This window comes from Microcystis flos-aquae FACHB-1344, from assembly GCF_014698375.1.
Classification (GTDB): domain Bacteria; phylum Cyanobacteriota; class Cyanobacteriia; order Cyanobacteriales; family Microcystaceae; genus Microcystis; species Microcystis aeruginosa.
The window spans coordinates 1-14,254 of the sequence record NZ_JACJSW010000052.1; the positions used below are offsets into that span (position 1 = coordinate 1).

Here is a 14,254-nt window from a genome sequence, read left to right on the forward strand (position 1 = left end):
AAGAGTAGTAAACCAGACCAACCGATGAAGACGAAACGGTCTCTTTTGAGCCAGTCATCGAGAGCATCAAACAGCCCTCTTTCTGGGGCGCGTCCGACAGCAATGGTCATGGGTATTTTTCCTCTTGCTTAACTGAAATCACGGGCAAGATTTCTTAACTTTTTTGAGTCTGGGATTACTCCCATTGTCTTATAAGATGGCGCGATCGATTGACTGGATTAGCTTAACTAAACTAGCTGCGATCGCTCGTTAATCCTCACAAACTGTAAAAGATTAACGTTTCTTAAACTAGCACAAGCTAGACAATAATTTCGAGTTCGGTAAGACTTTGGTTCCTTGCGGCCTCTATCTACCTTTACTCATTATTAGCAAAAAATTACAAATCTATACAACTTGACTCATAATTGATTTTTTATGCACACAAAAACTTTTTTGTCAATGAGTATTTATATTCATTTTTTTAATTGATTGCCACTCGCAATCCTCGAGGGGTTGTTCTAGCAATTGACAATCAAAGCAATCCTCGGCGGCGGTTTTCAGGGTAGCGATAAGGGTCTCTAGGGTCAAATCTGGGGCTAAATTCAGCTTTTTAGGGGCAGCACTGGCGAAAACTTGTTCAAACAGCGAATTATCTTGCTCTAGCACTATCGAACCATGTTGGAGAACCGAGGAACCCCGTTGCAGTTGGGCGCTCCCAATAAATTTATTTCCCCAATTATCGACTAAATCCGCACCGGTAGCCGTACCGAAACAGTTAGCAGAATGGATATATCCCCGGCCGGCAGCACCGTAGGACAATTCCAGACCGAGATTTTGCCAGCCTGTGATTAAAAATTGACAGATTTGCTGGTAAACTTCCCTAACATTCCCCTTCATCCCCGAATTTACCACCATATAAGTCAAATCCCCCTGATGTAGTACGGCCCGTCCACCGGTAGGACGACGAACTAGGGAGATTTTTTGACCTTGCCAAGTCAAATTACGCCAAAAATCGGGATATTGCCGTTGATGATAGCCCAAGGAAATAGCCGGGGGCGACCATTGATAAAAACGCAGAGTCGGGGGATGATGACCACAACGGTGTTGCTCTAGTAACCAAGAATCGATCGCCATTTGTAGCTCTGCCGATGAGATAATTGGAGGGATATAACGCCAAATTTTAGCTGCCACCAAAGGATTCTCGTAACATTTCATCATTATTATCTGCCACCGTCGCCACGAGAGTAATTGCCCGCGAAATCTCCCCAGCAGACAAATCGGCCACAGTGCGCTGAGAAATCACCACCACCTGATCATTCATAATGGCAAAATGAGATTCAAAGGTTTCGGCACAATTCATCGCTAATAACTTGCGGGTTAATCCCAATTCATCCTTAACGGGTAATTTGAGGACAGAAGACCACACCGTTAGAAAATCATCATCGCTTTCCCCAGTTAACTGTACAAATACCTCAACGCTACCATACTGAAACTTCCAAAGATAACCTTTGTCTGTATGTTGTACCATAGCAGTATCATTCTGCTGCAGAGTAGAAATAACCATTTCAATCATTTCTTGGTGACTGCTCGTACTAGCCAGAAATTCATCGGTCATTGACTCTATTGCTTCTGAAGTCGCTAAACTTTCCGTGGTCATAAAAATTCCCTAAACTCGATCGATCACAATCTTATCCCAAGAGAAAAGAAAAAAGTAAACAGCAAACAGTAAACAGCGAAAAGACAGGGGCTTGACCATTCTCTATATAGGGTCTGCTGAATAAATCTAAAAACCTCGTTGGATAATATCTTTAGGCTTTTTTGAAATCAAAAAGTGCCAGCCCTTGGAGTGATCAGGGGGGAAATTTAGGCACTTTTTCCCCGAAAATTAGGTAATTGACCCCCTGAAAATGGGTAAAACCCTAGATCCCACACCCCACACCCTGCCCCCACGAAAAACTTTTTGCCGCAAACCCTAACTATTACTGATCAGGGTAGATCTGTTTTGTCTGTCTATTTTGAGCTTGAGTCTCGGGCTGATCGTTTCTTTTCTCCTGTAACCCGCATTGGGTAACACGCGGGTTAAAATGAGAATTTGGTATCATACTTATACCGTTATGGTTTGATCTGGTTATTCTTTTTATCACCAAATAGAGACCAAAAACCGCCCTTGCGATCCCCTTCCTTTTTTTGTCCCTTCTGGTCTTCCATTTCAACATTAGGATTAACTACTTTATCTAGTTCCCGTTTGCACCTAATCACCGTCGCATCTTTGGGGCTGACTTGCCAGGCGCGATTGATATGAACCCGGGCCATGGAGAGTTGATTTTGTTGCAGGTAGGCTAAACCGAGCAGGGCGTGACAGATGCCATTATCTGGTTCTTGCCGCAGGGCATCGCGCAATTCTCGCAAAGCTTGGGCGGGGTTATTTTGGTCAAGAGAGGCTTGGGCGCGGCGAATATAGGCTTCTAGGGGCGATTCTTTGGCTTTAGCCTCGGCTGCCGTGATGAAAGTAGCCCCGACTAACTCGGACTGGTTAGGATTGCCTTGGGAGATAAAGACTTTCCGGGTGGTTTTCTTGTTGCCCTGACCTTCGGTTAACATCAGATAAACCAGATTGAGTTCACTGAGTTGGGCGATTTTCTGATAGGTATTTTCTAGGGCGGTATATTGATTGATCGCCAAGGATTGCAGGATTTTTTGATAGGCTAATTCATAGTTAGCGCTAGATTGGGCTAGTTTTCTAGCCGGTTCGCTACTGATGGTGATTTTACCCGCATCTCTCGCCATTGCCTTGCCCATTTGTGCTAAAATAAGCCGGAATTCTTCCCGAGATAGGTCACGGCCTAGATGTTCGTAGGCTGGGTTAACTAATTTGGCGAGTAACTGATTAGCCTGTTCCCTTTCGGCGGGGGTGTAAAGGCGACAGGTATCGGGGTGAAGTTTATAGGCAATTTTTAAGTAACGCTCGCGAATCTCCTCATGTTCGGCATCGATCGACACTCCTAAAACAGCGAAGTGATCGATTAAATCAAATTGAAATAATCCCTGGGAAATCGGAAAAGGCATACAGCGGGTCCTACTCTAATCACAATGATAATCGGGTTCTTCGTTACTTGGTATGGTTCGATAGGGGGGCATAAATCGACTAAATCCTTATCTGGTAAGAGACTTAATTGATTAGTTCGCTCTAGATCAAAAACAATTGACAAAAATCGCTAAATGCCTTTCTATATAAGGGTTACATCCCTTATAACCCCCGTCTATTGCATAACACCAACCGAAGAGCCGATAATCGCAATAAATATTAAAAGAATTAAAACTGAAAACTCCAAGAGGCGGCTTTTTGCAGAGCTTGGCTTAAGGGGGTGTGAATCTGTCCGTTAGTGGCCAGGATTCGCCCCGTTTCTATCAGAAAAGGACTCTCATCGTAGGCGCTAATTTTACCCCCAGCTTCTTCGATCAGAATAATTCCCGCGGCCAGATCCCAGGGATTAATCCCTCGTTCCCAATAACCATCTAAGCGCCCACAGGCCACATCAGTTAAGTCTTTGGCAGCGGAACCGCTGCGGCGTACCCCTTGGGTCAGATGGGTCAGATAACAGAATTCGGCATAATTATTATCGGGGGTTTGACAACGATCATAGGCAAAGCCCGTCACCAGTAAACTTTTTTCTAGTTCACTCGTCCGGGAGACATGGATGGGACGACGGTTCAGGGTGGCCCCCAAACCCCTGGCTGCCCGAAATAGTTCCTTTCTAAAGGGGTTATAGATGACTCCCACTGCTGCTATCCCTGCGATCAGTAGTCCGATAGAGACGACGGATACGGGATAACCGTGGGCATAGTTGGTGGTTCCATCGAGAGGATCGATCGCCCAGAGATACTCGCTGTCCCTCCCTTGCATTTTTCCCGATTCTTCCGCTAAAATCCCATGTTCGGGAAAGTGACGGCCAATAATTTTGAGAATTTCTGTTTCTGCTCGACGATCTATTTCCGTCACTAAATCGCCCGATCGCCCTTTTTCTTCTATTGTCTCGATTTTACCCCAATTATCCTCGATAATTGTTCCCGCCGCTAGGGCGGCTTCGCTGGCAATGTCTAGGTATTTTTCTAATTGGCTGCTGGTATCTGGCACGATTAATCCTTAATCTATTCTTCATCTAAGGGTAAACCAAAACGCACTTTCCCACGGGCAAAAAAGCGACCGAATTGTAATTCATAGACTTCATCTTCGTCTTGGGTGGCTACTTCCATATCGCTACGGGCATAACTGACACAAAGTAAAGCATAACCTCTGGCTTTTAATTCCGGCGATAGTCCGATCGCTTCTGGTTGATGGATATCTCCCGATAATACCCTGACCGCACAGCTGGTACAAGCTCCATTGCGACAGGAAAAGGGTAATTGATGACTCTGTTTTTCCAGACTGTGCAGTATATAGTTATCCCCTGGAACGGTGGTGACAAATTTTTCGCCCGTCTGACGATTGTGAACGGTGATTTGATGATATTTAGTCATAGTTTAGTTAGGCGGAAATTATAGATGCAATTTAGATAGTTCTAAATTTAGGGGCTATTTTGGTCAGCCGTCTTGATTATATCATAAATCATTGCTCAAATAGTCATCATCTTTACAAATGCCCCTTGACAACTGTTAACTTTTCTTTGGTCACTTGCTAATTTTTATGGCTCTTGAAAATTCATCTCTTTTAATCTAACTGCACCGTCGATAATTGAGATTTCCTGGGAGCCAATTTGCACGATCGCATCTAATCCCTTACCGATAATTTTAACTGCTGGGGGACGACTTTTTTGTACGGTCATCACCAGAAAAAATTCCTCGCTGCCTGTGGCTAAAATGCGCTCACCTGTATTAGTTTTCTCGACTTTTAAAGTCACGGGAGTTATAAAAGTTCCCTGCATATTTGCCCGATTTTGAGTGATAGTAAAACTATTTCTTCCGAGAGTAACATTTCCCTGGGTATTCATCACCCAAGTTTTATTAATAAATTCTGGTTGATCGACTTTACCTAATAATTTATCCATCAAGACGAATAATCCGGGGGAACCAGAGGATAGACTGTAATCGACGGCGAAAGAGCGAACTAGAGCAACTTCTAGGGGTTTATTAGCTCCTTTAACCCTAATTTTATCAGTTTTTAACGTAATTACTCCCGAACCATCGGGACTAGATTGAAAAGATATCGGTTTTGCCTGTCGCCAAGGTGGGTTTTTCGGGAAAATAACGGTATTTTCTGAGTTCCAGTCGCCTTTTGATCCCTCAAAACTCGCCCAATGTCCTCCTAGTCCCCAAATTCTCACACTAGCGACATCGGGAAAAGACCATCCCCCCACAAAAGGTTGCTGTTTGAGATAGATACTAGCGACAAAATCCTCTTCATTTTGCCAGCGATTACGAAAAGCATAAAATCCCTTTTGTTGATCAACTAAAACCCGGGAAAGTTGGCGTTCGGGATTTTCGGGAATAAGATTAGATGGATAAGCAGCGAGAAGAAAAGGGGCAATATGAGGATAATGGGGGTGAAAAAGTTGTTTTTCCTGTCCTTGTAATCGCCATTTTAGCGCTGGCAGCCATGATTTATCGGTAATTCCCAATCCGATAGTTAATAAAGACACTCCTACAAACATCTGATGTCTGCCATAAGCAGGAATCAATAATTGACCATTTTTAGGGACAATTCTGGTTAAATAATGAGGGATCAATTGGGCTGCCGAAGAACCGGTTACTAAGTCTAATCCGAGACTATTTCGATACCCTTGCAGAAAAGGAAAAACAGCGATAACCATGGGTTCGGTGCTGTATAAATCTCCTTCCGTGCCAAATCCTCGATCGCCGATAGCTGTGGTAAAATAGCGTTCTAGGTGACGTTTGGCCATTTCCACCTGTGCAGAGGGAGAATAGAGAGAATCGGGCGGTAAATCTTCCTTGAGAATCGCTAAACTGGCTAATCCTGCCGCACCTCTGGCCCGCGCATTCCAGTTACTAACTGCCTCTCCATTCCATCCATCTTTGGGTGAACCACCTTTGAGAAGTTTTTTACTTTCACTGGATAACCAGCGAGTAATTTCCCGTTGGCGCTTTTCTCCCCAAAAATCATAACAAAGATCCTAGGCGAGAGCGACTCCAGCGACAATTGGTGCTTGTTCTAAGACTCTCCTTCCCCGATTTTTACGGGTTTTTTCGATAATTTCCCAGGCGGTTTCTGCTGATTTTCTATCTTGATTTAAAATTGCTAAAAAACAATGACCTGTGGCATGATAACCCCCATTAGGAACATAACCATCGTCATAAATTTTTTCCTGTAAACTGTTGTTTAATTGAGCGATAATAGTTTGACCGATGGGAGTTTTTGCTTTTTCTCCGAGATTAGTTAATTCTGACTTGCGAAAGATTAAACGGGGATGTTCTCGCGGTTGTAGGGGTTGGTGATTAGGGACAGGATTAGGCCATAAAGGGGAAATTGTGCCATTAACTTGGTTTTGTAGTCTTCTTCCCCCTAAAGTGCCTTGATAACTGCCGATAAGTTGGTCTTGGTAGGGGACAATTTCGATATTATAGATAGCTTCCCTGACTTCCGCTTGCCAAGGGTGAGTTTGAATGTTCATTTTCACCTGTAATCGCCAAGCATTGTCTAATTTAATCGCTTTTACCGTACCTTGGTGATCCACTTCTTTATTGAATTTGAGCGCATATCCCCACACCGACGGCTGACAAACAGCGTGATCACAGCTTAAATCTAGGGTAAGATTTTGATCAACGGGTTGATCTTGCCACAGTTTCCAAACACCATTTTTCAGGGTTAAACGAAGGTTGCCGGTTAATAGTTGCGGATCGATGGTTTCTTGACTTGGTGCGCTTGTACCACCTAGCAAAAGTAAGGGAATGGCCGCTAAAAAAGGAGATATTTTCATATTAAACAAGCGAGGGGAAATATCAGGTATTCTAGGAAGAATAATTTCCAAATAAATTGGTAGAATTGGCTGATTTCGCTTTTATCTTCTAAATTTACTCTGCGACTACGCCACCAAAGAAGAACAAGTAGGAGCAGATGGGCGACAATGGCCAGAGAAGAATTAATTCCGTTTATCCCCAAGAGACCGACGGCAATCATACCCGCATAACATAGAGAAATTGTCAATAGGGAAATTGTTAAGATTTTTTGAGGACCGAGAAGCAGGGTAAAAGTGGTAATTTGGTAAATGCGATCGCCTTCTAGGTCAGGAACATCCTTGAAAATAGCGATCGCAACGGTGAAAACGAGAACAAAAGCTGTTAAAACCCAGACCGAGGGATAGATAGACTGATTTTGATTAATAACTGTGTTGTAGTGGCGAAAAAGACCTAAATTAACGATGACACCTCGGACGGTAAAAATACAGAAGGCGGACCAGAGGGGAAAGCGTTTTAAACGCACTGGTGGCAAGGAATAGGCAGTGCCGATGAGTAAACTAATCCCCACGGTGATTAACAGCCAAAAACCACCGATAAAAGCCAGTATAATTGCTAAAATACCGCTTAAAACCACGATTAACCGTCCTGTTAACCGAGAAAATTCGCCCTTGGCGAGGGGAAGCTGGGGTTTATTGATTTTATCGATGTCGATGTCTTCCAACTGATTTAAACCGACGATATAGACATTACCAGCAAGACAAGCGACCCAAGTGAGCAATAAAACCGACCAATGGCTAAAAAAATCGCTAATATTGCCCAAAGCAATTAAATAGAGACTTAAAACACTTAAAGAAGTGCCGATAATCGTATGGGGACGGGAAAATTTCCAGAGACTCCCTAACCAGTGGAGAAAGTTAGGCTGGGGATGGTTAACTGGAAGAAAAGGAGCTTGATTCATCAGACCTCTTGTAAAAATCAAAAATTGTCGTGGTTGGTGAGGAGTCAGTGGTCAGTAGTCGGTCGTCAGGAGAATTAAGAATGAATAATAATCAATTAAATGGTCTATTTAGATATTTTATGCCACTTAATCCTTATTTTTGACGTTTTTAAACCCTCAAAAATCAATTATGCAAGAGGTCGATCAAAAAAAATCAATCCGAGGACAAGTAATCTGTTAAAATGATAATCCAGACTCAAACCCTGTGGAGAGGTGGCAGAGTGGTTGAATGCGGCAGACTCGAAATCTGCTTTAGGGTAACACCTAACGTGGGTTCAAATCCCACCCTCTCCGTTGAACTGATAATTTAGTGCTGTCGTTCTCAGCCATAATTTTTGGTCAACTGTCTTAAGAGATCTAGCGTTGTCCTGGGTGGTTGGCGACTGGTAACTAAATTTAGACAACAAAAATCGACTTCTTCACTTTTTCATTGCCAGGGTCAAACCATCACCAATAGGAATAATACTGATATTGACCCGTTGATCCTGCTGAATTTTGGCATTAAGTGAACGGATAATTTTGGTGCGATTATCGGTGCTATCGGCCGCCGCTACTCGTCCCGACCAAAAAACATTATCGATGGCGATAATTCCGCCGCTTCTGACCAATTGTAACGCCCGTTCGTAGTAGGGATCATAATTACTTTTATCGGCATCGATAAAGACAAAATCAAAACTATTACTTTCTCCCCCGGCGATTAATTGATCTAAAGTCTCCAGGGCCGGGGCAATTCTTAAATCGATTTTATCGGCGACACCGGCCTGCTGCCAATAACGGCGGGCTATACTGGTATATTCTTCCCTTAGATCACAGGCGATCAGCTTGCCTTCTGGGGGTAAAGCTAAGGCCACCACTAGAGAACTATAACCGGTAAAAACCCCTATTTCTAGGGTTTTTTTCGCCCCGATCGCCTGTACCAAAAAAGCCATAAACTGACCTTGTTCGGGGGCAATCTGCATGACTGCTAGGGGTTGAGAGGCAGTTTCTTGACGTAATTGAGCTAAAATAGGAGATTCTCGCAGACAGATAGATTGATAATAGGAATAAAATTGTCGATCGAGTCCAAGAGTTTGATTAGCCATAAAAAAATTGCTAGTGGATAGAGTTATCGAGTAAAATTCTGGGTAATCTGAAGCTAGAGAGAGCGTATTGGTTGACCAAAAAGGAAGACTTGGCAGGAAGCAAATCATGATGAAACCCGACTCGGATCATCTCTTTAACGAGGATCTCGAACAGCTGTTAGAGAGTTTAGAAGACAAAGACGCCGACGGTGACGAGGCTCTAGAGGAACTTTTTGGCGATAGTATCAATTGGGAAGAATCCGCCACTAATAATCTTTATTCTACCCGTGAGCCGGCTGCCAAGGCGGAACTGGAAGATGGGGATGATCTCGCATCTCTGCTGCTAGAAGATGCAGCAGTTCCAGACTCAGAAGCAATTATAGCCATCAGCCACCCCAATTTTTACGACAGCCTCGAAGACTTAGAAGCTTTTCTGGAAAAACCCACGCCACCGGCGCAACCGCCACTACCAGACATCTTTGAATCCCTAGAGGCCTTCCTCTGGGAATCCCCAGCAGTGGACCTGGTGGCTGCGGTGGAACCTCTGACAGGGTTAGAATCACTGGAAATTGCCCCAGAAAGCCTCCTAGAGGATGAATTCAAGGATTTAGAAAAACTCCTCGAAGAAACCAATCAGGTGATGGCAGCAAATCCGGCGGCCAGTGTCAGTGCGCCAGTCGGGTCAAAAAACCTGCGTCCCCTTGTCAGTAAAGCTTTTGAACAGACGATGCGGGTGCCGATCAAACAATTGGATAACCTCAGCAATCTGATCGGGGAACTGGTGGTTAAACGCAATCGCCTTGAAGAGGAACAGGATCGCCTGCGTCTCTTTTTAGATAATTTGCTAACCTGCGTCCAACATCTGGGTGATGTGGGCAGTCGGATGCAGGATCTCTATGAAAGAAGCCTCCTAGAAGGGGCTTTACTGGCTAGTCGCAATTCCGGTGGTGCCATCGGTTACGGTAGAGTTCAGGGAGAAAATCAGGGGGATTCGGCCATGGCCGGCGAACTAGATGCCCTAGAGATCGACCGTTTTACCGATTTCCATTTATTATCCCAAGAGATGATCGAATTGATCGTACGAGTGCGAGAATCGGCCTCTGATCTTCAATTTGTCGTCGATGAAACCGATCAGGTGACGCGCAGTCTGCGACAGGCCACCACCCAACTACAGGAAGGGATGACCAAATCGCGCATGGTTCCCTTTAGTCAAGCCGCCGAACGCCTACCCCGGGCAATTCGCGATATTTCCCTGAAACTCGATAAACAAGCCAAATTAAAAGTGGAAGGGGGTGATGTTCTCATCGATAAGATGATCCTCGAACATCTCAATAGTCCCATGACCCATCTGGTCAACAATGCGATCACCCACGGCATTGAATCACCCCAAGAACGCATGGCCAAAGGGAAACCTGCCCTCGGGACCATCTCTGTCCGGGCATTCCTACAGGGGAATCAAACCGTGATCACCGTTGGTGATGATGGGGCCGGTATTGATGCTGATCAGGTGAAACGCAAGGCGATCGAAAAAGGCCTGATCGGCGATCAGGAAGCTGAACACCTCAGTCCCCAAGAAGTCTATAAACTCCTCTTTCACCCCGGTTTTAGTACCAAAGATCAGGCCGATGATTTTGCTGGTCGTGGGGTGGGTTTAGATGTGGTGCAGACCAGTTTAATCGATGTGCGCGGGACCGTTACTATTGACTCGGTACTGGGCAAAGGAAGCACTTTTACCATCCGTTTACCCCTAACCCTGAGTATCTGTAAGGCCCTCTGTTGTGTTAGTAATCATGCGCGCATCGGGTTCTCCATGGACGGAGTGGAAGATATGAAGGATTTCCGGTCCAGCGATATCCAAATGGATAGGGAGGGACGGCGCTGCGTTGTCTGGCAAAATACTTTACTACCCTTCCAACCCTTGAGCGAATTGCTTTCCTACAATCGGCAACTAAGTCGCGGTAGTTTTTATACTGGCAAACAGGAGCAAGACTCTTTTTCGATCGTGATCCTGCGCGGTGGTAATAATCTCCTCGCAGTACAGGTGGATCAAGTGATCGGTGAACTGGAAATCGTCATCAAACAGATCGAAGGACCGATTCCGAAAACGGCTGGGATTGCTGGGGCGACGGTTTTGGGCGATGGTACGGTGATGCCGATCGGCGATGTGTTAGAGTTAATCGACATCGCCAGGGGTCGTCTGCGTACCGATAACGGTGGTCCTTGGCGCCAACCTCTCCCCCCCGTAGCGGTGAAAACTAGGCAAAAATCGGGGGCTATGGTTCTGATTGTCGATGATTCGATTACTGTCCGGGAATTGCTCTCTTTAAGCTTTAGTAAAGCTGGTTATCGTGTGGAACAGGCCCGGGATGGTCAAGAAGCTTGGGAAAAATTACGCGGCGGTTTGCCCTGTGATATCGTTTTCTGCGATATCGAGATGCCCCGCATGAATGGCCTAGAATTACTCTATAATTTGCAAAAAGACCCCCAATTAGCCTCGATTCCCGTTGCTTTATTGACTTCCCGAGGAGCGGAACGTCATCGTCAGGTGGCGGCGACATTAGGGGCTAGTGGTTATTTTACCAAGCCCTACACGGAAAGAGATTTACTCTCGGCAGCTGAAAGAATGATTGCGGGGGAAGTGTTACTAGCTAATAGTATTAAAGCGACTCCTAACCCGTCTTGATCCCCCGATACAACGATTATTGACAGTAATCCCGCTAATTTCTTTGCACAATCGACTCCTCGGGTCTTGATTGTCGATGATTCGGTAACGGCGCGGGAAATGTTAGCGATTTCTTTGGTTAAAGCTGGTTATCGCATTGAAAAGGCCCGAGACGGTTTAGAAGCATGGGAAAAATTACGGGCTGGATTAGCTTGTGATCTGATTCTCTGCGATCTCGAAATGCCTCGCCTGAATGGGTTAGAATTGCTCTCTCGTCTGCAAGAGGATGAACAACTTCAGGGGATACCAGTAGCGATGATTACCTCGCGAGGGTCGCAAAAAATGCAGCATCTCGCCGCTGCTAAAGGGGCAAAAGGTTATTTTGTCAAGCCCTATATTGAGGATGTTTTACTGTCGGCAGCCCAACGTTTAATCGCTGGTGAGGTGTTAATCCAAAAAGACAGTCCCGCAGATTAGCCTGGGTTAACTGGCTAATTTTAATTTGTTTTCCGAAAAATCATTAAATGTTGTTGGGGCAAAGTCTCGATGATTTCTTCTGGCACTAAACCGATAGCGGCCATTTCTTTTTCTACCTGTCTGCGGGTCATTTTATGAAGGGCCTTGATGGGAATCAGGGGATTTTCACGACGGTATTCTACTAATACCACCCTACCATCGGGTTTTAAGGATTTGACCAGATTCTCCATCATCTCGCGGGGAGAGGAAAACTCGTGATAAGCATCGACCATTAAAGCTAAATTGATCGCATTTATAGGCAATTTGGGATCGGTTTCTGTGGCGAGAATTGTGGTTATATTCTTCACTTGATTTTCCTCGGCTAAAAAATCAATTGCCCCTAACATTTCCGGTTGCACATCGACAGCGAAAACTTGTTCTACTAAATTCGCCATAGGAAAACTCAAATAACCTGTCCCCGCGCCGATATCTGCCACTAGGTCTGTGGGTTTTAAATGTAGTGCGGTGATCAGATCATCGGGTTTTTCCGTGAAACGGCGACTAGGACGTTCTAACCATAACATTTCTTGGTGTCCCATGACTTTAGCGATTTCCCGTCCTAGATAAAATTTACCGATACCATCGCGACTATGAAGCGATCGAATCTGATAATATTCCTCTTGCGCTAAAACTGAAGCATCGTAGGTAAAATTTAATAATCCAAAACTGCACCAAAGCAGCATTAGGCAGGTGACGATAATAAGAATTCGTTTGATCATCATTAGAAACCCAGTGAGGTATCATTGAAATTAGCTGCCGATCATTGTACAAAGACATCTTAACAGAAACATCGAATCAATAGACCTCTTGTAAAAATCAAAAATTGTTGTTAGGTTTAGGAGTCGGTAGTCGGTCGTCAGGAGAATCAAGAATGAATAATAATCAACTAAATGGTCTATTGACAGATTTTAGGCAATTTAATCCTTATTTTTGCCGTTGTTGAACCCTCAAAAATTAATTGTGCATTAATCTATATCGTTTCCTAAGCTAGTGAGGTACACCTATTTTTCTTCCCTTTTGCCTCTTGCCTTTTGCCTAAAACCCATAACTTTTGTACCTCAGCAGACTGAAAAACGCTATATAATAAATCGGATACGCATATCGATTAAAGGTCTTCGTGACCTGATTCAGCCAGAGATGATGATTATAGCAGTTATCTTAATGGTGAGCTATGGGGTTTTGGTTTTGGGGAGACTCCGAGACGATGCCCTATCCGGTTATACTTCATCTTTATGAAAAACGCTGTAATCAGGGTGAGGGTTTTTGCTTGTTGTAGTCACTGCTTGTCAATTTACTTTACAATTCTGGTAGTTTTTGATAACATCTTGGTAGAATGTCTGTGGTTTTCTGCCAGCCAGGGGACGGTTTATATCAAGGATTATCCTAGTGTAAGCAATCTTCTCGGCTTTCTAGAAAACATTGCTAATTAACCTGAAATTTATGGGCATCTTAGATGAGCAATCTTGAGTGAAAGTGATTTGGTATTTTTTTGACATTTTAACCTCACAAAAATCTTTTGTCCTGAGGAGGTCATTTTGATCTACTATCCTAAAAACAGAAAGAAAATAATCAAATAAATAAGCACCATGAATCAAGCTGTGAACTGGAAAAAAACTGTTACCATTTGCGATCCTTCAATACAATAATTAGTCTGTTTAATTCCATGCTAAAAACTGAACAAATCCAAGTCATTATATCGAAATTTAAAGATCCCACTCTCTGGTTACTGTTTTCTCTATCGGCAATCATCTTGCTGGGGAAATTAGGACAGAGGAGTTTAGAAGATTGGGATGAAGCTATATATGCACAAATTTCCAAAGAGATTGTACAAAATGGTGACTGGATAACTCTACATTACGGATATGTGCCTTGGCAGAAGTGTTGAACGGGGAAAAAAGTCGTACAAAATTTGATATTATAGATAAGAAAACAAAGTAAATATACACCAATAAATGTGAATAAGCCATGCTAACAATTTTCCCAAAACTAATGAAAGAGCTTCTCAAGCCACTCCCCAAAAATGACTATCCCGCATTAAGTACATTTACTTTTGTGTCCTGTTGGATAGGTTTTGCACTGGATAAAAGTATCGTCAGCATGAGAGACTTAAGCGCACGCCTGAAAATG

Annotated in this window: 9 protein-coding genes, 1 tRNA gene and 4 pseudogenes; 3 read left to right on the top strand and 11 right to left on the bottom strand. The window is 44.0% G+C overall.

Going from position 1 to position 14,254, the window contains the following annotated elements; translation table 11 throughout:
• The 9 genes and pseudogenes from H6G48_RS03880 to H6G48_RS03915 form a co-directional block, all read right to left on the bottom strand.
• A pseudogene (locus H6G48_RS03880) lies at positions 1–110 on the bottom strand (photosystem II D2 protein (photosystem q(a) protein)); the annotation flags it as partial.
• 325 nt (positions 111–435) lie between these two features.
• Positions 436–1,197, bottom strand: coding sequence for a lipoate--protein ligase family protein (locus tag H6G48_RS03885; protein WP_190719251.1), 762 nt, complete (start codon positions 1,195–1,197; stop codon positions 436–438).
• On the bottom strand, positions 1,160–1,636 hold the full coding sequence (locus tag H6G48_RS03890) for a YbjN domain-containing protein (RefSeq protein ID WP_190719255.1): 477 nt from the start codon (positions 1,634–1,636) through the stop codon (positions 1,160–1,162). The genes H6G48_RS03885 and H6G48_RS03890 overlap by 38 nt, the downstream gene beginning before the upstream one ends.
• Before the next feature lie 455 nt (positions 1,637–2,091).
• Complete coding sequence (locus tag H6G48_RS03895) at positions 2,092–3,045, bottom strand: J domain-containing protein (RefSeq protein ID WP_190719258.1); 954 nt, start codon at positions 3,043–3,045, stop codon at positions 2,092–2,094.
• Positions 3,003–3,194, bottom strand: a pseudogene (locus tag H6G48_RS26005) (hypothetical protein); the annotation flags it as partial. The pseudogene H6G48_RS26005 and the gene H6G48_RS03895, both read right to left, overlap by 43 nt.
• A 98-nt stretch (positions 3,195–3,292) precedes the next feature.
• Positions 3,293–4,114 carry an inositol monophosphatase family protein gene (locus tag H6G48_RS03900; RefSeq protein ID WP_190719261.1) on the bottom strand — a complete coding sequence of 274 codons (822 nt, stop codon included), beginning with the start codon at positions 4,112–4,114 and terminating at the stop codon, positions 3,293–3,295.
• 14 nt (positions 4,115–4,128) lie between these two features.
• Positions 4,129–4,497, bottom strand: coding sequence for a 2Fe-2S iron-sulfur cluster-binding protein (locus H6G48_RS03905; RefSeq protein ID WP_002760814.1), 369 nt, complete (start codon positions 4,495–4,497; stop codon positions 4,129–4,131).
• Positions 4,498–4,661: 164 nt separating this feature from the next.
• Positions 4,662–6,911, bottom strand: a pseudogene (locus H6G48_RS03910) (hypothetical protein).
• A complete protein-coding gene (locus tag H6G48_RS03915) occupies positions 6,908–7,849 on the bottom strand; it encodes a homogentisate phytyltransferase (protein WP_190719264.1) in 942 nt (313 codons plus the stop codon). Before H6G48_RS03915 ends, H6G48_RS03910 begins: the two are co-directional and overlap by 4 nt.
• 246 nt (positions 7,850–8,095) lie before the next feature.
• On the opposite strand from H6G48_RS03915, the gene H6G48_RS03920 reads away from it, so the two are divergent.
• Positions 8,096–8,182: transfer RNA gene (locus H6G48_RS03920), tRNA-Ser, on the top strand.
• Positions 8,183–8,307: 125 nt separating this feature from the next.
• Here H6G48_RS03920 and H6G48_RS03925 read toward each other — a convergent pair.
• Entirely contained in the window at positions 8,308–8,970 is a 663-nt protein-coding gene (locus H6G48_RS03925; protein WP_190719285.1) for a class I SAM-dependent methyltransferase, read from the bottom strand.
• Between the two features lie 106 nt (positions 8,971–9,076).
• On the opposite strand from H6G48_RS03925, the pseudogene H6G48_RS03930 reads away from it, so the two are divergent.
• Positions 9,077–12,088 (top strand): annotated as a pseudogene (locus H6G48_RS03930) (hybrid sensor histidine kinase/response regulator).
• A gap of 20 nt (positions 12,089–12,108) precedes the next feature.
• Here the strand turns inward: H6G48_RS03930 and H6G48_RS03935 are convergent.
• A complete protein-coding gene (locus tag H6G48_RS03935; protein ID WP_190719287.1) occupies positions 12,109–12,849 on the bottom strand; it encodes a class I SAM-dependent methyltransferase in 741 nt (246 codons plus the stop codon).
• A gap of 510 nt (positions 12,850–13,359) precedes the next feature.
• Here H6G48_RS03935 and H6G48_RS03940 point away from each other — a divergent pair.
• Positions 13,360–13,557, top strand: a complete 198-nt coding sequence (locus H6G48_RS03940) for a hypothetical protein (RefSeq protein ID WP_190719288.1) — start codon at positions 13,360–13,362, stop codon at positions 13,555–13,557.
• The last annotated feature ends 697 nt before the right edge of the window (positions 13,558–14,254 follow it).

What these genes read in the sequence shown, in the direction of transcription:
- H6G48_RS03885 (WP_190719251.1), bottom strand. Translation starts at nt 1,197, where the DNA reads ATGATGAAATGTTACGAGAATCCTTTGGTGGCAGCTAAAATTTGGCGT.
- H6G48_RS03890 (WP_190719255.1), bottom strand. Translation starts at nt 1,636, where the DNA reads ATGACCACGGAAAGTTTAGCGACTTCAGAAGCAATAGAGTCAATGACC.
- H6G48_RS03895 (WP_190719258.1), bottom strand. Translation starts at nt 3,045, where the DNA reads ATGCCTTTTCCGATTTCCCAGGGATTATTTCAATTTGATTTAATCGAT.
- H6G48_RS03905 (WP_002760814.1), bottom strand. Translation starts at nt 4,497, where the DNA reads ATGACTAAATATCATCAAATCACCGTTCACAATCGTCAGACGGGCGAA.
- H6G48_RS03915 (WP_190719264.1), bottom strand. Translation starts at nt 7,849, where the DNA reads ATGAATCAAGCTCCTTTTCTTCCAGTTAACCATCCCCAGCCTAACTTT.
- H6G48_RS03925 (WP_190719285.1), bottom strand. Translation starts at nt 8,970, where the DNA reads ATGGCTAATCAAACTCTTGGACTCGATCGACAATTTTATTCCTATTAT.
- H6G48_RS03935 (WP_190719287.1), bottom strand. Translation starts at nt 12,849, where the DNA reads ATGATGATCAAACGAATTCTTATTATCGTCACCTGCCTAATGCTGCTT.
- H6G48_RS03940 (WP_190719288.1), top strand. Translation starts at nt 13,360, where the DNA reads ATGAAAAACGCTGTAATCAGGGTGAGGGTTTTTGCTTGTTGTAGTCAC.